This is a genomic window from Streptomyces sp. WAC 04229, assembly GCF_003947455.1.
Classification (GTDB): Bacteria; Actinomycetota; Actinomycetes; order Streptomycetales; family Streptomycetaceae; genus Streptomyces.
This window is the reverse complement of the sequence record NZ_QHJH01000023.1, coordinates 49,163-65,570: the sequence shown is the minus strand read 5'-3', so window position 1 is coordinate 65,570 and position 16,408 is coordinate 49,163. Positions and strand designations below refer to the sequence as shown.

Here is a 16,408-nt window from a genome sequence, read left to right as displayed (position 1 = left end):
CGTGGAACCGCCGCCCCTGTTCGACAACCCGCCGCACCCCGGCCTGACCGTGGAACGCCACGGCGAGTGGGAGCGGGTCGACGGCGCCACGGACGACGCGTCCGGCGCCGACGCCGTCCGGGGCGGCCTGCTGCTGGACGACCGGGCACGCGGCCTCGCCGACGCGATCCGGGCGTTCGACACGGCGAGCCGGCCGTCCTGATGAAGCGATGCGACAAGGAGAAGCAATGAAGATCACTGACGTGGACGTGTGGGTCGTCAACCTCCCGCTGGTCAACCCCTTCACGAGTTCGTTCGAGACCAAGACCGGTGAGACCCGCACCGTCGTCCGCATCCGCACCGACGACGGCGTCGAGGGCTGGGGCGAGACGATGTGGGGCGCCCCGGTCGCCGCGATCGTCCGGCAACTGGCCCCCGGCCTGATCGGGACCAGCCCCTTCGCCCTGGAGAGCTTCCACCGCAAGCAGCACATGGTGCCGTTCTTCCACGGCTACCTCGGCTACGCGGCGATCGCCGCCGTCGACGTCGCCTGCTGGGACGCCATGGGCAAGGCGACCGGCCAGTCCCTCACCGACCTGCTGGGCGGCCCCGTGCGGGACGAGGTCCCGATCACCGCGCTCATCACCCGCGCCGACGCGCCGGGCGCCACGCCGGCCGACCTGCCCAAGGCCCTGGCGGAGCACACCGTGCGCGTCGTCGCCGAGGGAGGCTTCGACGCGGTCAAGCTCAAGGGCACCAAGGACTGCGCGGGCGACGTCGCCATCCTGCGCGCGATCCGCGAGGCGCTGCCCGCGGTGAACCTGCGCGTCGACCCGAACGCCGCCTGGTCCGTCCCCGACTCGGTGCGTGCCGGGATCGCGCTGGAGGAACTCGACCTGGAGTACCTGGAGGACCCGTGCGTCGGCATCGAGGGCATGAGCCAGGTGAAGGCGAAGGTCCGCATCCCGCTGTGCACCAACATGTGCGTCGTCCGCTTCGAGGACTTCGCGCCCGCCATGCGGCTGAACGCCGTGGACGTCATCCATGGTGACGTCTACAAGTGGGGCGGCATCGCCGCGACCAAGGCGCTCGCCGCGCACTGCGAGACCTTCGGCCTCGGCATGAACCTGCACAGCGGCGGGGAACTCGGCATCGCCACGGCCGCGCACCTGGCCGTCGTGTCGAGCACACCCGTCCTCTCGCGCGCGATCGACAGCATGTACTACCTGCACGCGGACGACATCATCGAGCCGCTGCACCTGGAGAACGGCAGGCTGCGGGTGCCGTCCGGCCCGGGCCTGGGCGTACGGGTGGACGAGGACAAGCTCCGCCACTACGCCGGGGTCAACGAGCGGGACGGAGACCTCACCGGATGAGCGGCGGGACCGGAAAGCGAGCCGTGCGCACGGCCGGGGCTCCCCGGCCGGCGGGCGCGTACGCGCAGGGCGTGGTGGCCGGCGGACTGCTGTTCACGGCCGGGTTCGGCCCGCAGGACCCGGTCACCGGCGAGGTGCCCGCAGGCGTCGGCGCGCAGACCGCACAGGTGCTGCGCAACGTCGGCGCGGTCCTCGCCGAGGAAGGGCTCTCCCTGCGGGACGTCGTGAAGGTGACCACGCACCTGCAACACCTGAAGCGGGACTTCGCCGCGTACGACGCCGCCTACCGCGAGTTCTTCGACGAGCCCTGCCCGGTGCGCACCACCGTCGGGTCGGACCTCATGGGCATCCTCGTGGAGATCGACGTGGTGGCCGTCCGGCCCGGCCCGCCCACGCCCGGGTGACCACCCTTCCGCGCTCGCGTGCCCCGGTGCACCCCGGGGCACGCGGGCCCTTCGCAGCCGTACGCTGATCAGCACCGACCGAGACCGTGTGGGAGACGAACGTCATGCCCCTGCTGGAGCCCAAGCCGGACAGCCTCCGCCCCGGATCGGCCCGCGCCGCCGCGGCGGACCGGGTCCCCGACCGGCGTGCCTCGGGCACACCCGAGCGGCTCCGCGCGGAGCTGACCGCACTGCTCGGTCCGGAGAAGGTCCGCTGGAAGGTCTCCGACCTGGTCAAGTACGCCTCCGACGCCAGCCCGTACCGGTTCGTCCCGCAGGTCGTCGTCCTGCCCGAGACCACCGAGGACATCTCCGCGGTCATGGGGTACGCGCGCACCCACGGCCGCGACCTCGTCTTCCGCGCCGCCGGCACCAGCCTGAACGGCCAGGCCCAGGGCGAGGACATCCTCGTCGACGTCCGCCGCCACTTCACCGGCGTGCAGGTCCTGGACGACGGCGCGCGGGCCCGCATCCGGCCCGGCACCACCGTCATGCGGGCCAACGCGACCCTCGCCCGGTACGGCAGGGTCCTCGGCCCCGACCCGGCCAGCGCCATCGCCTGCACCGTCGGCGGGGTCGTCGCCAACAACGCCTCCGGCATGACCGCGGGCACCACCCGCAACTCGTACCGCACCCTCGCCTCGCTGACCTTCGTGCTGCCGAGCGGCACCGTCGTCGACACGGCCGCCCCGGACGCGGACGAGAAGCTGGCCCGCGCCGAGCCCGACCTGTGCGCGGGTCTGCTGGCCCTCAAGGCGGAGATCGAGGCGGACGCGGCACTCACCGACCGCATCCGGGCCAAGTACGAGATCAAGAACACCAACGGCTACCGGCTCGACGCCTTCCTGGACGGCACCACGCCCGTGGAGATCCTGCGCGGCCTGATGGTCGGCTCCCAGGGCACCTTCGGGTTCATCTCCGACGTCGTCTTCGACACCCTGCCGCTGGACCGCCGGGTCACCAGCGGCCTGCTCTTCTTCCCCTCGCTGACCGCCGCGGCGGCGGCCGTGCCCCTCTTCAACGAGGCCGGGGCCCTGGCCGTCGAGCTGATGGACGGCAACACCCTGCGCGCCTCGGTCAGCGTGCGGGGCGTGCCGGCGGACTGGGCGGGACTGCCGCGTGAGACCGCCGCGCTGCTGGTGGAGTTCCGGGCACCGGACGACGCGGGTCAGGAGGCGTACGAACGGGCGGCGGCCGACGTCCTGGAGCGGCTGAGCCTGGTCGCGCCCGTCCCCTCCGTGACCAACGGGTTCACCCGCGACGCCAAGGTCATCTCGGGGTACTGGAAGGCCCGCAAGGCGTTCGTCACCGCGGTCGGCGGCTCCCGGCCGGCGGGCACCACGCTGATCACGGAGGACTTCGCGGTCCCGCCGTCCCGGCTGGCCGACGCCTGCGAGGCCCTGCTCCGGCTCCAGGCCGGCCACGGTTTCGACGCGGCCGTCGCCGGTCACGCCGCCCACGGCAACCTGCACTTCCTGCTCGCCTTCGACGCGTCGAAGGCGTCCGACGTCGACCGGTACGCCGCCTTCATGGACGACTTCTGCCGGATGACCGTGGAGCGCTTCGACGGGTCGCTGAAGGCCGAGCACGCCACCGGACGCAACATAGCCCCGTTCCTGGAGCTGGAGTGGGGTCCGAGGGCGACCGGGCTGATGTGGCGCACGAAGCAACTCGTCGACCCGGACGGCGTCCTGGCGCCCCGGATCGTCCTGGACCGGGACCCCAGGGCCCACCTGCGCGGCCTCAAGACGATCCCCGGCATCGAAGCCGTCGCCGACCCCTGCATCGAGTGCGGCTTCTGCGAACCCACCTGCCCCAGCCACGACCTGACGACCACGCCACGCCAGCGGATCGTGCTGCGCCGGGAGATGATGCGCCAGCCGGACGGCTCACCGGTGGAGGAACAGCTCCTCGCCTCCTACGGCTACGACGCCGTCGACACCTGCGCGGGCGATTCCACCTGCCGGATCGCCTGCCCCGTCGGCATCGACACCGGCGCCATGATGAAGGACTTCCGGCACCAGCGGCACTCCCCGCGCGAGGAGCGGATCGCCGCGCTCACCGCCAGGCGGTTCAAGGCCGTCGAGGCGTCGGCGCGCCTGGCGGTGGGCGCGGCCGACCGCATCTCCGACCGGCTGCTGACGGCCACCACCGGCCTCGCCCGCAAGGCCGTACGCCCCGACCTGGTGCCCGAATGGCTGCCGGAGATCCCCGGCGCCGCCACCCGCGCCGTGCCCCCCACCGTGAAGACGGACGCGCGGGCCGTCTACTACCCCGCGTGCGTCAACCGCATCTTCGGCGGCGCCGGGAGCGACGGCACCCCCTCGCTCCAGCAGGCCGTGGTCGACGTCTCGGCCCGGGCCGGCAAACCGGTCTGGATCCCGGACGACGTCGCCGGCACCTGCTGCTCGACGATCTGGCACTCCAAGGGCTACGAGGACGCCAACACCGTGATGGCCAACCGCGTCGTCGAGGCCGCCTGGGCCTGGACCGACGGCGGAAGGCTTCCGCTGGTCGTCGACGCCTCCTCCTGCACCCTGGGCATCGCCGACGAGGTCGTCCCCTACCTCACCGAGGCCAACCGCGAACTGCACCGGCACCTCACGGTGGTCGACTCCGTCGTCTGGGCCGCCGAGGAACTCCTGCCCGGGCTCACGATCCGGCGCACCGCCCGCTCGGCGGTGCTGCACCCCACCTGCTCGATGCGGCACCTCGGCGACGTCGGTCAACTGCGCGAGGTCGCCGAGGCGGTCGCCGACGAGGTCGTCGTCCCGGACGACGCCGGATGCTGCGCCTTCGCCGGTGACCGGGGCATGCTGCACAAGGAGCTGACGGCGTCCGCGACGCAGAAGGAGGCCGCCGAGGTCACCTCGCGCGCCTACGACGCCCACCTGTCCGCCAACCGGATGTGCGAGATCGGCATGGACCGGGCGACGGGACGCGCGTACCACTCCGTCCTGATCGAACTGGACCGGGCGACCCGGCCCTGACTCGGCGCTGGGTGAGGGTCTGAGGGAGAAGACATCCGGTCATGACGTACGTCTCGCCTGGTACACCGAGTCGTAGATGGGGAAGACGTGGCGCAGCCCGGTCAGCGCGAAGAGCTGTTTGGTGTGGGCGTCGGTGATGACCAGTTTCAGCTCGCCGCGGACGGCCTGGACCCGTTTGAGGGCGCCGACCAGGACGCCCAGGCCCATGGAGTCGATGAACGTCACTCCGCGCAGGTCGATGACGAACCGGCGGAGTCCGTCCGCGAGCCGCTCGATCATGTGCTGCTTGATCGTGGGCACGGTGTACACGTCGACCTCACCGCGGATCTCCACGACGGCCCAGCCGCCGACATCGCTGTAGTTGATCTCGATCGGAGGTTCCATACGCACCCAACGGCGACGCCATGGGCAGAGGTTGCGTCGCACATTCGTTCTGCATATGCATGAACGGTTGGCCAAAGGATCACCTGAGGTGCAGGTGAGGGCCGCAGTGCGGTGCGCGGGAAGGGGCTCCGGCCACCCTCGGAACGCCTGTTCGACATAGAAGCCGGTCGCCGTGGCCCCGGCCCCGCCGTGCGCGTTCCGCCATTCGGGGTCATCCTGAAAGCCGGGCCACGAAGCCCACAGACCGACCTACCGGGAGGTCCTGTGATTCTGCTCGCGCTTCTCCTACCGGTCGTGATGATGGCCTTCCTCTTCGCCGCCGACGCGCTCGAGGACCTGATCTTCCCGCCCCCGGCGGCTCCGGAGGACGACGCCTCAGGCGCCGCCGGGGCGACGACCACCTCGCCCTGACAGGGACAGGGCGCCCGGCCCGAAGAAGACCAGCAGCAGGAAGCCCCAGCAGAACAGCGCCGGGGACAGCCCGCCGTTCTGGAGCGGGAACAGCCCGTCCGGCTGGTGCTCGGTGAAGTAGGCGAAGGCCATGATCCCCGAGCCGACGAACGCCGCGCCGCGCGTGGCCGCGCCGACGAGGACGAGGGCGCCGGTGACCAGCTCGATCACCCCGGCGTACCAGAACGGCCAGTCGCCCACGGGACTGGCCGGCCGGTCCAGCAGCCCGAAGACCGTCGCGGCGCCCTCGCTGGTGAACAGCAGGCCCAGGACGATGCGGAACAGGCCGAGCACCAGGGGCTGCTGCCTGGTCAGCCGGTCGTTCAGGCGTGCGGTGCTCATCGGTGGGCGCTCCCTCGGGTCGTGCGGCGTGCGGCCGCGCACGACGCGGCCGTGGGGAGTACGGGACTCCACCCGTACTCCCTACGTGCGCGCGCGGCGCTCGACTCAACGCCGGCCCCGAAAGAAGGGAACCGTCAGCCGTCGCTCGTGGTCACCTTCACCTCGTCGACGACCAGCTGCTGCGGGAAGGTGGTCGAGCCGTCGGGGTCGCCCGGCCAGTAGCCGCCGACCGCGAGGTTCAGGATGAGGAAGAACGGCTTGTCGAAGACCCACCGGTTGCCGTTCAGATCGGCCGGCGTGCGCGTCTGGTACACGTTGCCGTCGACCGACCAGGTGATCTTCTCCGGGGCCCAGTCCACCGCGAAGGTGTGGAAGGCGTCCGCGAAGGCCTCGCCGTTCGGCAGGGTGTAGCCCGCGCCGATGCCGCCCGAGCCGGAGTAGCCGGGGCCGTGGATGGTGCCGTGGACGGTCGAGGGCTCGAAGCCGACGTTCTCCATGATGTCGATCTCGCCCGAGTTCGGCCAGCCGACCTCGCCGATGTCCTGGCCCAGCATCCAGAACGCGGGCCAGATGCCCTGCCCGCGCGGGATCTTCATCCGGGCTTCGACATGCCCGTAGGTGGCGGTGAACTTGCCCGAGGTGTTGAGACGCGCGGAGGTGTACTCGCACGCCCCGTACCAGCACTGGTAGTTGCCCGGGTTCTCGCGGCGGGCCTCGATCACCAGGTTCCCCTGGCCGTCGAGTTTCGCGTTGTCGGTGCCGGGCGTGTAGTACTGCCGCTCGTGGTTGTTGACGTTGTCGCCGGTCTCCAGCTGCCACTTGGCGGAGTCGACGCCGGACCCGGCGGGCCCGTCGAAGGTGTCGGAGAACGTCACGGCCGCGGCGGCCGTCTCCGCCGGGCGGTCCGCGTGCGCGGGCGCGACCGCGGCGGCGGCCACCAGACCGACCGACAGGGTGGTGAGCAGGCAACTGCGGATCAAACGTGGGGAGTTCATGTCTCTCCCTTTCGTGGGCCCGCTCCCACGGCGCGGGAGCGGGCACTCGGGTGGGGGGAAGGTGGTGCGGTGCGGACTGTCCGGGCGCGGGTGGGGCCGGCCGGTCAGCCGAAGGACTCCAGGGTGATCGCCGCGTCCTTGGGATCGCCGTCGTGCACCAGCGACTCGTGGGCCCCGACGTCGTCGAACGCGAAGGCGTACGCCTTCCCGTCCTCCATCTGCGCGTGGACCAGGCGGGCGTAGTGGTTGGTGACGCCGTCCTGGTAGAAGCCGGAGGCGTCGGCGTCCGGCTGCTCGGAGTTGGTGAGCAGCGTCGACCGGTTGTACGCGGCGCACAGGGTCCGCGAGATGGGCCCGCGGACCTGGTCGTTGGGCGCGTCGAGCTTGTTGTAGCAGCCGAAGACGGAGTCGGAGTCCGGCTTCTCGAAGGAGGTCACCATGGCCCCGGAGCCGTCGGTGAAGTCCATCCGGTCCCCGTTGACCTTGCCGAAGAACTTCGTGTCCGGCTGGTCCTTGAACGGCGTGACCGTCAGCGTGTCGGTGGCGTACTTGCTCCAGACGCGGTCGATGTAGCCGTCCAGCACTCCGGCGGGCAGGTCGCCGGAGCCGATGCCGTGCCCGGGGGCCAGCACGCGCAGCGGCGTTCCGTCGGCGCGGCTCTGGACCAGGCCCTCCCAGCCGCCGCCCTGCCGGGCGAGTCCGTCGGCCACGGCCTTGTAGCCGCCGGGCTTCAGCGAACCGGTGTGCTTCGTGGAGCCGTCGCCCGCGGTGAGGCCCACGGAGTAGGGGGCCGAGAACATGTCCACCTGGGTGGAGTTGATCCACAGGCCGGAGTCGTTGAGCGTGTACTCCGTCCAGTTGAACAGGATGTCGTGGTTGGGATCGTCGGCGTTCTGCACGGCGGGCTGGACGAGCCCGCCGTCGGCGAGCCGGAAGTCCAGCTTCTGGCCGTAGGAGAAGTAGACGCGGCCCGAGAACTTCGGAAGCCGAACGGTCTTTGACCCGCCGTTTGCCGGGCCGGTGAAGGAGGCGTCGGGGGCCGGGACCGGCGGGGCGCCACCGGCCGGCCAGGCGTGGAAGGTTCCGTTCTCGTCGGCGTAGCCCTGCTTGCCGGAGGCCAGTTCGGTGCCGATCACGTACACGTAGACCTGTTCGCCGCTGCCCGAGTCGTTCTTCAGGGTGAGCGGGATCGTGTCCGGCACGGCCGAGGCCGGTTCGGCCGGTCCTGTGACGACGGCGACGGCGCCGAGGGACGCCGCGACGGCCAGGGATGCCGTCAGCTTGCGTGGGGAAAGCACACGGTCCTCCTTGGTGTGGGGGACTTGCAACGTTGTAGCGCTTCCCTGTACATGTCAATAAGATGAACGAAATCAATCGGAAGAAGGCGCTCCAGCTTCGGAAGATGAACCGGAACCCGGCCCGGCGGTCCGCACTCCCTCAGGGGGTCGGGGACCACCGCGGCGTCGCCCCGGTGAGCCGGCAGACGAGGAAGTACAGCGGTATGGGCGCGGTGTACGGCGAGTCGCCGTCGGGTCCGTGGACCATGCGCGGACCCGACGGCGGGGTCTCCGTCCGCGCGCGGGTCCAGGAAGGGTCACCGCTCACGTAGAGGGCGCCGGGCGGCCACGCGACCCCGATGTCGGAGCCCGACGGGACGATCCACCACCAGCGCTCCTGGTCGGCGAAGACGCAGCCCGCGCGGGGCAGACGGGCCAGGATGCGCTCGCCGTGGTCCGGCGAGGTGCCCACCGCGTCGTGCCCGAGGCCGGTGCGCAGTCCGGCGGGCAGGGACAGCGGGGCGGGGGCCGTGGACGGACGTGGATCACGGGTGTGCTGCAGGTCCATGGGGGTGTCCTTTGGCCGGGCGGGGGGAGCGCGGTCTGCCGACGCGCACAACCGGCGGAGCACCAGGAGAACGTTGTCATGCGAGACCGACCCGGACGGGAAGAAAAGGGGCGGCGGAACCACTGTGTCATCCGCCGACAACCGTACGCAACCGGCAAGTTGAAATTTGCAGTTGAGTGGATGCATGCTCCTCGGACGGGGACGCCCGCCGTGGCAGACTGCGCACCCGAGGCTTGGCGCGCAGCCGCGAAGAAGGAGATGGTGTGACCTCGGAGACCGATTGGGGCGGTGCCCCCTCCGTGCTGCGCATGATCCTCGGCAGACAGCTGGAGGAGTTGCGCACCCGGGCCGGTCTGTCCTTCGAACAGGCCGCCGAGTCGATCGGGGTGAGCCACTCCACGATCCGGCGCATGGAGGCGGCGAAGGTGGCCCGCCTGCGGCTGCCGGACGTGGAGAAGCTGCTCCAGTACTACGGCGTCCGCGACCAGCAGGAGATCGACACCTTCCTGAAGTCGGCCCGCGAGGCGAACAAGCGGGGCTGGTGGCACACTTACCGCGACGTCATGCCGGACTGGTTCGCCGCCTACCTCAGCCTGGAGCAGGCGGCCCTGCACATCCGCGCCTACGAGCCCGAGTTCGTGCACGGACTGCTCCAGACCCCGGCCTACGCGCGGGCCCTGCTGAGCGCCGGCAATCCGCACGCCTCCTCCGTCGCCACCGAGCGGCGGGTCGCCCTGCGCATGCGGCGCCAGGAGATCCTCACCCGCCCCGAGCCGCCCCGGCTGTGGGTCGTCATGGACGAAACGGTCCTGCGCTGGCCCGTCGGTGGCGCCGAGGTGATGCGGGAGCAGGTGGACCACCTGATCGAGGTGGGCCGGCTGCCCAACGTCACGCTCCAGATCATGCCGTTCGCCCAGGGCCCGCACCCCGCGATGCGGGCCGGCGCGTTCCACGTCTTCCGCTTCCGGGCTCCCGAACTCCCCGACATCGTCTACCTCAGCGGCCTGGTGGGCGCTGTCTACCTGGACAAGGGCGACGACGTGGTGGTCTACCGCGAGGCGCTGGACCGCCTGGGCGCCCAGGCCGTACCGGCCCGAAGCACCGAGGAACTCCTCGGCGCGCTACGCAAGGAGCTCTGAATGGACCAGCACCCACAGCACTCCGCCGGCTCCGGGACACCGTCCCCGGAACCTGGCCCCCACGAGTGGGTCAAGCCGTGGAGCGACGACGCGGGCGGCGCCTGCGTAGAGGTGCGCAGGCTGGGCGACGGACGGATCGCGTTGCGCCAGTCCTCGGACCCGGACGGCCCCGCGCTCGTCTTCACCCCCCACGAGATGACGTGTTTCCTCGACGGTGTGAAGGCGGGACAGGCCGACTTCCTCTACTGAACGCGCCGGTTGCCGTAGGTTCCACCGAGAGACCACTGGTACCGCACGACTTGACGGAGAGGGGCGGACGTTGTCCGACAGCGGATGGCCGGCCGACCGGATCGACACCGAGCACGCGCACTCGGCCCGGATCTACGACTACATCCTGGGAGGCAAGGACTACTACCCGGCCGACCGGGAGGCGGGCGACGCGATGGCCGCGGAGTGGCCCGCGCTGCCCGTGCACATGCGCGCCAACCGGGACTGGATGAACCGCGCGGTGCGCTGGCTGGCGGAGGAGGCGGGCATACGCCAGTTCCTCGACATCGGCACCGGCATCCCGACCTCACCCAACCTGCACGAGATCGCGCAGTCGGTGGCGCCCGAGTCGCGCGTGGTCTACGTGGACAACGACCCGATCGTCCTCACCCTGTCCCAGGGGCTGCTGTCCAGCACGCCGGAGGGCCGGACGACGTACATCGAGGCGGACTTCCAGCATCCCGAGGACGTCCTCGAATCCGCCGAGTTCCGCAAGACGCTGGACCTGGGCAGGCCGGTCGCGCTGACCGTGATCGCGATCGTCCACTTCGTCCTCGACGAGGACGACGCGGTCGGTATCGTCCGCCGCCTCCTGGAGCCCCTGCCGTCGGGCAGCTACCTGGCGATGACCATCGGCACCGCCGAGTTCGCACCGGACGAGGTCGGCCGGGTCGCACGCGAGTACGCGGCCCGCGACATGCCGATGCGGCTGCGCACACTCGACGAGGCGCACGAGTTCTTCGACGGCCTGGACCTGGTCGAACCCGGCATCGTCCAGGTGCACAAGTGGCACCCGGACGGCGCGGGGGAGCAGGGCATCCGCGACGAGGACATCGCGATGTACGGCGCGGTGGCCCGCAAGCCGTAACGGCGCCCGGGAGCGGGCGGGACCGGAGGCCCTGGGGCGTCAGATCACGCGGAAGAGGTCGGCGGCGGCGTGCACGTCGGTGAAGTCCTCGACCGAGCGGAGGTTGTCGCACAGGGCCTCCAGGACCGACCCGGCCTCGGCGGCCCGCGGGGTGCCGACGGCGACACCGAAGACCCGGAAGCCCAGCAGGCGCTTGGCTTCGTTCCAGTCGCGCATCCACTCCTCGGTGACGCCGCAGTCGTCGTCGGTGAGCAGCACGATGTCCCCGCGCCTGCGGGCGGCGTCGTCGAACTCCTCCCGCAGCAGCTCCGCCGCCGCCGACAGGGGCCGCTGGTAGCTGGTGCCGCCGCCGAGGAAGGTCTCCGCGAAGTCGAGGGTCCGCCCGAGGTCGGCGGGCTCGTCGGCGGGGAAGTGGAAGACCTGGAGCTTGTCGGCGGCGGAGAAGAGGATGCCGACGAAGTCGCGCCCCGCCCGGCGGGCCTGGTCCAGCAGCGCCAGGGCGCACGCCTTCGCCCACGCCTCCCGGGTGATGCCGCCGGGCCCGGCCTCGTACATGGAGTGCGAGGTGTCCACGCACGCGATGACCGCGCCCCGGCCGGTGGCCTGTTCGCCCTGGCTGTCGTAGAGCATCAGCTCCCCGGCGGCGTAGCGTGCGGCGAACACCGCACGCAGTTCCGCGAGTCCGAGGTGAGCCAGTTCGGAGGGGATGACACGGGAGAGGTCGTCGCCGAGCGTGACCCCGATCAGCTCGCCGGTCGCGTTCTCCACCTTGCGGGCGCGCTCGCCTTCGGCCATCTGCCGGAAACGGCCGATCAGCTCGGCCCACCGCGCGAGCCGACCGGTGCGCAGCCGCTCGGCGAGCCGGGCGCGCCGCTCGAAGGGCATCCGCTCCAGCTCGCCGGAACCGACGCCCCAGGCCCGCATCAGTGCCGCCTCCTCCCGGGCGGCCGCCACGGCCGTCGCCACCCCGCCGCGCGCGGCGGCGGGCATCCCGGGCAGCGGCGCCGCGAGCGCCTCACCGGCCGTGTGGGCGGACTGCCGGGCGTGGGCCCGAGCGTTCTCCATCGCTCGTTCCACGGCGTCGGCGGCCGGACCGGGCACGGTGCCGTCCTCGTCGGCCTCGTCGGCGGCCTGCCGGAGCGCCTCGGCGACGGCGGTGGCCGAGTCCTCGGCGTCCCCGCGGGCCCGACCCGCCCGCTCCGCGAGGTCCTGGGCGTCCCCGGAGCCGTCCAGCATCCGGCGCAGCGCACCGGCTTGGGCGAGTACGGCCATGGCGGCGGCGTACGGGTCGCCGGCCGTCTCGCGGTGCAGTTCGGCGAAGTGCGGCGACTCCAGCATGGCCCCTACGACACGGTGGTTGACCAACCGGGTGGGGTCCATCTCGCCGGGCTCGCGCAGCCGGGGGCCGACTCGGTAGGCGGCCAGGAACGCGTCGGTCAGCAGGTCGGTGGCGTGCGCGTGGCGCTCGCCCAGTTCCGCGGCCAGGTCGCGCAGAGCGGGCGACTGGTCGTAGGTGTCGCGCCAGGCGATCCGGTCGAAACGGTCGGCGACCACGGCCGTGGTGTGGCGTGCGGGAGCGGTGGCCGACCCGGCCAGCCATGGCGCGGCCCGGGCCGCCAGACCCTCCAGCAGGGCCGGGATCTCGTCCATGTCGCTGATCACCCCTCGTGCTCAGAGCCGGGACTGCACCGTGCTCGCGTCCACGCCGAGGGCCTCGGTGAGTACCCGGGCGCGGACGGCGCGCTGGCGGCCGGTGACCCGGTCGATGGCGGCGGTGGAGCGGCCGGCCACCACCGCTTCCTCCCGCAGCTTCTCCAGTCGGGTCCCGGCGGTGGCGAGCTGGTTGTGGGCCTTCTTGATGACCCACTCGCTCAGCGCCTCGCGGGACTGCCCGGCCATGGCGTCGAGCTGGGTCTCCAGTTCGTCGATGGTGTCGGCGAGGTCCAGGGCCTCGCGGGCGTCGGGGTTCACCAGGTGCAGCACCTCGCGTTCGACCGTGGGGCGTTGGGCGGGGGAGTGCCACAGCACGTGGGTCAGCACCGACAGGTCGCTCTCGCCGACCGCGCTGCGGCCGTCGAGGTAGGCGGAGGCCTGGAGCAGGCCCACCGCCTGCCGCCAGCGCCGGTCGGAGGCGACCAGTTCCTTGCGGCGCAGGGCCGCGCGCAGCGTGCACACCGCGTCCACTATCGCGTCGGGGACGTCGACGGCCGGGACGGCCCCGGTCACGGCGTGCTGCAGCGCGGCCAGTTCCACCGTGGTCCGCGGCGGCGGGGCCGGGCGGCCGACGGCGGAGCGGACCAGCGCGGCGAAGTTCGACGGGTCCTCGAGGTACGACACTTCGACCCGCACCAGAAGCCGGTCGTAGATGGCGGCCGAGTCCTCTCCGGTGGGCAGTTCGTTGCTCGCCGTGATGGCCCCGATGAGCGGGCAGTGGACGGGCTCGCCGCCGCTCTCGGGATGGTAGATCCGTTCGTTGAGGTAGCCCAGCGTCTCGTTCAGCGCCGCCGTGGAGCACTTGAAGATCTCGTCGATGAACGCGACGTGTGCGGTCGTGGCGCGCCCCTCGTAGACCTGGCGGTACTCGCCCCGGGACAGCGCGGCGACGTCGATCGGGCCGAACATCCGCGTCGGCGCAGTGAACTTCGACAGCAGGATCTCCCAGTACGACGCCCCCTCGATCCGGCCCGTCAGTTCCCGGGCCAGCTCGGACTTCGCCGTCCCGGGCGGACCCAGTACCAGGGAGTGCCGGCCTGCCAGCAGCGTCACCAGCAGCGTCCGCACCACGTCGGCCCGTTCGTAGAAGCGGTCCGACAACTCCTCGCCGATCGCGCGCAGTCGCCGGGCCGTGTCCAGGGCGGTGCCCTGCGCGCCGGGCGCGGCCGGATGGTCCCGCGCGTCCTGTGGGCCCATCGCCGACTCCTTGCCTGTCACGTCCGGGGGCTGGCAGGTCGGAGCCTATCCCGCGCCCGCGCCGAGTGATCAGGACGCCTGCGACGCGGAGGGTTCAGGTCAACGGACGCTGCGGGCGCCCTCTTCACCACCGGTCGGCCACGTGCGGAGCAGGGAGTCCAGCGCGTTGAGGATCTCCGTCCAGCTCTCCTGCGAGTCGGGTGCGCTGTGGCTGAAACCCCCGGCGGTCTCCAGGCCGACGTATCCGCTGAAGACGCTGCCCAGCAGACGTACGGCGTGCGTCTGCTGGGGTTCGGCCAGGTCGTACCCGCGCAGGATGGCCCGCGACATCTGGGCGTGCCGCGCGCCGGCGCCGACCGCCGCCGCCTCGGGGTCGAGGCGGAACTGCGCGGCGGCGAAGCGGCCCGGGTGCCGGCGCGCGTAGTCGCGGTAGGCGTCGGCGAAGGCGGTCAGCGCGTCCTTGCCCGCCCGGCCGGCCACCGCCTCGGAGACCAGGTCGGCCAGCTCTTCGAGAGCGAACAGCGCGATGCCGGTCCTGAGTTCGTGCGCGTTCTTCACGTGTGAGTAGAGGCTCGCCGTGCGTACGCCGAACCGCCGCGCCAGCTCCGTGGGCGTGGTGTGCTCGAAGCCGATCTCGTCGGCCAGCTCGGCCCCCGCTTTGAACAGGGTCTCCGTCGTCAGTCCTGCCCGCGCCACACTCGTCCTCCACGTCACCCGCCGAGCAACCGTAGAAGATTATGTGTGTGCCTAACGTGATTAGGCAACCTGAGGAGTCAGTGGTGCGTCGCGGTCGTCCAGCGGGTCTCCCGGTACTCTCGCGCCGCGGCCATCAGTGCGTTGAGCGCGTCCCGGGTGCTCATGAGATCCGCGATGTGCTCGGACAGCCGGTCGCGCTCCTGCGCCATGCGCTCCAGGGCGGCGTCGGAGTTCTCCTCGCTGGGCGAGTCGACGCACGGGAGCAGTTCGGCGATGGTGCGGCTGGACAGCCCCGCCGCGTAGAGCCGCTGGAGGAACCTGACCCGCTCGACCTCGTGGTCCGTGTAGTGGCGCTGGCCGCTCGGGCTGCGAGTGCTGGCCAGCAGCCCCTGGTCCTCGTAGTAGCGGACGGACCGCACGCTGACCCCGGCCCGTGACGCCAGCTCCCCGATGCGCATGCCGTACTCCCCACTGCTCGCTGTGATCCGCGACACAGAACCTTGCCTCTGACGTCAGTGTCAGGTTTTAGCGTAGCCGCCGAGCCCGACATCCGGGCCCCGCGCGACCAAGGAGTTCCGACGTGACGTCCCTCTTCGACAGCTACCCGCTCGGTGAACTGACCCTGCCGAACCGGATGGTGATGGCCCCGATGACCCGGGTCCGTGCCGCGGCGGGCGGGCTGGCCACGCCTTCGATGGCGACGTACTACGCCCAGCGCGCCTCGGCCGGACTGATCGTCTCCGAAGGCGTGCAGCCGAGTCTCGTCGGGCAGTCCAACCCCGGTACGCCCGGGCTGTATTCCGATGAACAGGTGGCCGCCTGGCGCCCGGTGACCGGCGCCCTGCACGCCAACGGCGGACGGATCTTCGCCCAGATCATGCACGGGGGGCGCGTCTCGCACCCGGACACCACGGGCATGCGGCCCGTCGGCCCCTCGGCCGTCCCCGCCGTCGGGCAGGTGTTCACCCCGACCGGCCCCCAGCCGGCGCCGACTCCGCGCGCCCTGGAGACCGCCGAGGTGCCCGAACACGCCCTCTCCTACGCCCATGCCGCCCGCCGTGCGATCGACGCCGGCTTCGACGGGGTCGAACTGCACGGCGCCAACGGCTACCTCATCTCGCAGTTCCTCTCCTCCAACGCGAACCTCCGCACCGACCGCTACGGAGGCTCGGTGGCCAACCGGATCCGCTTCGCCGTCGAGGCGGTGTCCGCGACCGCCGAGGCCGTGGGCGCCCACCGGACCGGCATCCGCCTCTCCCCGGCCGGGACCTTCTGGGGCGTCGAGGAGACGGACGTCCCCGAGCTGTACGCCGAGCTGCTGGCCGAACTGGCGCGCCTCGATCTCGCCTACGTCCACGTCGAGGCCACCGCCGAGGAGGAGGTGCTCGTCGGTCTGCGCCGAGCCTGGCCGGGCACGCTCATCATGAACCCCGTGCTGCCGATGGGGCCGAAGCAGGCCGGTCGGGACGAGGCCGACCACTGGCTCGGGCTCGGCGCGGACCTCATCAGCTTCGGCCGCGGGTTCATCGCCAACCCCGACCTGGTCGAGCGGCTGCGCACCGGGCTCCCGGTCGCCCCGGTGGACGAGGGCACCTACTACCAGGGCGGCGACGCCGGCTACCTGACCTACTCGGCCTACCAGCACACCGCCTGACGACCACTCGTACGCCGGTGTGTGACGTGAATCACGCACCGGCGCGCGGTTGCCGGGCGGGGAAGTTTCG

At 71.7% G+C, this 16,408-nt stretch carries 17 protein-coding genes and 1 pseudogene; 9 read left to right on the top strand and 9 right to left on the bottom strand.

What is annotated here, in order from left to right; all coding sequences use genetic code 11:
- From DMH12_RS09805 to DMH12_RS09790, 4 genes and pseudogenes are all read left to right on the top strand, one after another.
- Positions 1–202, top strand: a pseudogene (locus DMH12_RS09805) (creatininase family protein); the annotation flags it as partial.
- Positions 203–227: 25 nt separating this feature from the next.
- The gene (locus tag DMH12_RS09800; RefSeq protein ID WP_125491172.1) at positions 228–1,355 is read left to right on the top strand and encodes a mandelate racemase/muconate lactonizing enzyme family protein; all 1,128 of its coding nucleotides are present in this window, start codon (positions 228–230) and stop codon (positions 1,353–1,355) included.
- Positions 1,352–1,759 (top strand): RidA family protein, encoded by a 408-nt coding sequence (locus tag DMH12_RS09795; protein ID WP_125491171.1) that lies wholly within the window; start codon positions 1,352–1,354, stop codon positions 1,757–1,759. Before DMH12_RS09800 ends, DMH12_RS09795 begins: the two co-directional genes overlap by 4 nt.
- 104 nt (positions 1,760–1,863) lie before the next feature.
- Positions 1,864–4,788: an FAD-binding and (Fe-S)-binding domain-containing protein gene (locus tag DMH12_RS09790; protein ID WP_125491170.1), complete on the top strand. Its 2,925-nt coding sequence runs from the start codon at positions 1,864–1,866 to the stop codon at positions 4,786–4,788.
- A gap of 39 nt (positions 4,789–4,827) precedes the next feature.
- On the opposite strand, the gene DMH12_RS09785 is transcribed toward DMH12_RS09790, so the two are convergent.
- Positions 4,828–5,172 (bottom strand): STAS domain-containing protein, encoded by a 345-nt coding sequence (locus DMH12_RS09785; RefSeq protein WP_125491169.1) that lies wholly within the window; start codon positions 5,170–5,172, stop codon positions 4,828–4,830.
- 264 nt (positions 5,173–5,436) lie between these two features.
- On the opposite strand from DMH12_RS09785, the gene DMH12_RS38985 reads away from it, so the two are divergent.
- A complete protein-coding gene (locus tag DMH12_RS38985) occupies positions 5,437–5,583 on the top strand; it encodes a hypothetical protein (RefSeq protein ID WP_185832219.1) in 147 nt (48 codons plus the stop codon).
- On the opposite strand, the gene DMH12_RS09780 is transcribed toward DMH12_RS38985, so the two are convergent.
- From DMH12_RS09780 to DMH12_RS09765, 4 genes are all read right to left on the bottom strand, one after another.
- Positions 5,548–5,964: a DoxX family protein gene (locus tag DMH12_RS09780; RefSeq protein ID WP_125491168.1), complete on the bottom strand. Its 417-nt coding sequence runs from the start codon at positions 5,962–5,964 to the stop codon at positions 5,548–5,550. The genes DMH12_RS38985 and DMH12_RS09780 overlap by 36 nt on opposite strands.
- Before the next feature lie 134 nt (positions 5,965–6,098).
- Positions 6,099–6,959, bottom strand: a complete 861-nt coding sequence (locus DMH12_RS09775) for a family 16 glycosylhydrolase (RefSeq protein ID WP_125491167.1) — start codon at positions 6,957–6,959, stop codon at positions 6,099–6,101.
- Positions 6,960–7,063: 104 nt separating this feature from the next.
- Positions 7,064–8,257 (bottom strand): glycoside hydrolase family 64 protein, encoded by a 1,194-nt coding sequence (locus DMH12_RS09770; RefSeq protein ID WP_125491166.1) that lies wholly within the window; start codon positions 8,255–8,257, stop codon positions 7,064–7,066.
- Positions 8,258–8,396: 139 nt separating this feature from the next.
- Entirely contained in the window at positions 8,397–8,804 is a 408-nt protein-coding gene (locus DMH12_RS09765) for a hypothetical protein (protein ID WP_125491165.1), read from the bottom strand.
- 263 nt (positions 8,805–9,067) lie between these two features.
- Here DMH12_RS09765 and DMH12_RS09760 point away from each other — a divergent pair, with 263 nt between their 5' ends.
- From DMH12_RS09760 to DMH12_RS09750, 3 genes are all read left to right on the top strand, one after another.
- Positions 9,068–9,943 (top strand): helix-turn-helix transcriptional regulator, encoded by an 876-nt coding sequence (locus DMH12_RS09760; RefSeq protein WP_125491164.1) that lies wholly within the window; start codon positions 9,068–9,070, stop codon positions 9,941–9,943.
- Positions 9,944–10,192, top strand: coding sequence for a DUF397 domain-containing protein (locus DMH12_RS09755; protein WP_125491163.1), 249 nt, complete (start codon positions 9,944–9,946; stop codon positions 10,190–10,192).
- A 70-nt stretch (positions 10,193–10,262) separates the two neighbouring features.
- Positions 10,263–11,078, top strand: a complete 816-nt coding sequence (locus DMH12_RS09750; RefSeq protein ID WP_125491162.1) for an SAM-dependent methyltransferase — start codon at positions 10,263–10,265, stop codon at positions 11,076–11,078.
- Positions 11,079–11,117: 39 nt separating this feature from the next.
- Here DMH12_RS09750 and DMH12_RS09745 read toward each other — a convergent pair whose 3' ends face one another.
- The 4 genes from DMH12_RS09745 to DMH12_RS09730 form a co-directional block, all read right to left on the bottom strand.
- Positions 11,118–12,728 (bottom strand): VWA domain-containing protein, encoded by a 1,611-nt coding sequence (locus DMH12_RS09745; RefSeq protein WP_125491161.1) that lies wholly within the window; start codon positions 12,726–12,728, stop codon positions 11,118–11,120.
- Positions 12,729–12,749: 21 nt separating this feature from the next.
- Positions 12,750–13,988 carry an AAA family ATPase gene (locus DMH12_RS09740; protein ID WP_125491160.1) on the bottom strand — a complete coding sequence of 413 codons (1,239 nt, stop codon included), beginning with the start codon at positions 13,986–13,988 and terminating at the stop codon, positions 12,750–12,752.
- Positions 13,989–14,087: 99 nt separating this feature from the next.
- On the bottom strand, positions 14,088–14,684 hold the full coding sequence (locus tag DMH12_RS09735) for a TetR/AcrR family transcriptional regulator (RefSeq protein WP_125491159.1): 597 nt from the start codon (positions 14,682–14,684) through the stop codon (positions 14,088–14,090).
- Between the two features lie 77 nt (positions 14,685–14,761).
- Entirely contained in the window at positions 14,762–15,142 is a 381-nt protein-coding gene (locus tag DMH12_RS09730) for a MerR family transcriptional regulator (RefSeq protein WP_125491158.1), read from the bottom strand.
- Positions 15,143–15,264: 122 nt separating this feature from the next.
- Here DMH12_RS09730 and DMH12_RS09725 point away from each other — a divergent pair, with 122 nt between their 5' ends.
- Entirely contained in the window at positions 15,265–16,338 is a 1,074-nt protein-coding gene (locus DMH12_RS09725) for an alkene reductase (RefSeq protein WP_125491157.1), read from the top strand.
- Positions 16,339–16,408 lie beyond the last annotated feature (70 nt).

Coding starts and splice junctions, on each gene's coding strand:
- DMH12_RS09775 (WP_125491167.1), bottom strand. CDS start 6,959: ATGAACTCCCCACGTTTGATCCGCAGTTGCCTGCTCACCACCCTGTCG.
- DMH12_RS09785 (WP_125491169.1), bottom strand. CDS start 5,172: ATGGAACCTCCGATCGAGATCAACTACAGCGATGTCGGCGGCTGGGCC.
- DMH12_RS09730 (WP_125491158.1), bottom strand. CDS start 15,142: ATGCGCATCGGGGAGCTGGCGTCACGGGCCGGGGTCAGCGTGCGGTCC.
- DMH12_RS09755 (WP_125491163.1), top strand. CDS start 9,944: ATGGACCAGCACCCACAGCACTCCGCCGGCTCCGGGACACCGTCCCCG.
- DMH12_RS09780 (WP_125491168.1), bottom strand. CDS start 5,964: ATGAGCACCGCACGCCTGAACGACCGGCTGACCAGGCAGCAGCCCCTG.
- DMH12_RS09745 (WP_125491161.1), bottom strand. CDS start 12,728: ATGGACGAGATCCCGGCCCTGCTGGAGGGTCTGGCGGCCCGGGCCGCG.
- DMH12_RS09800 (WP_125491172.1), top strand. CDS start 228: ATGAAGATCACTGACGTGGACGTGTGGGTCGTCAACCTCCCGCTGGTC.
- DMH12_RS09790 (WP_125491170.1), top strand. CDS start 1,864: ATGCCCCTGCTGGAGCCCAAGCCGGACAGCCTCCGCCCCGGATCGGCC.
- DMH12_RS09795 (WP_125491171.1), top strand. CDS start 1,352: ATGAGCGGCGGGACCGGAAAGCGAGCCGTGCGCACGGCCGGGGCTCCC.
- DMH12_RS09740 (WP_125491160.1), bottom strand. CDS start 13,988: ATGGGCCCACAGGACGCGCGGGACCATCCGGCCGCGCCCGGCGCGCAG.
- DMH12_RS09765 (WP_125491165.1), bottom strand. CDS start 8,804: ATGGACCTGCAGCACACCCGTGATCCACGTCCGTCCACGGCCCCCGCC.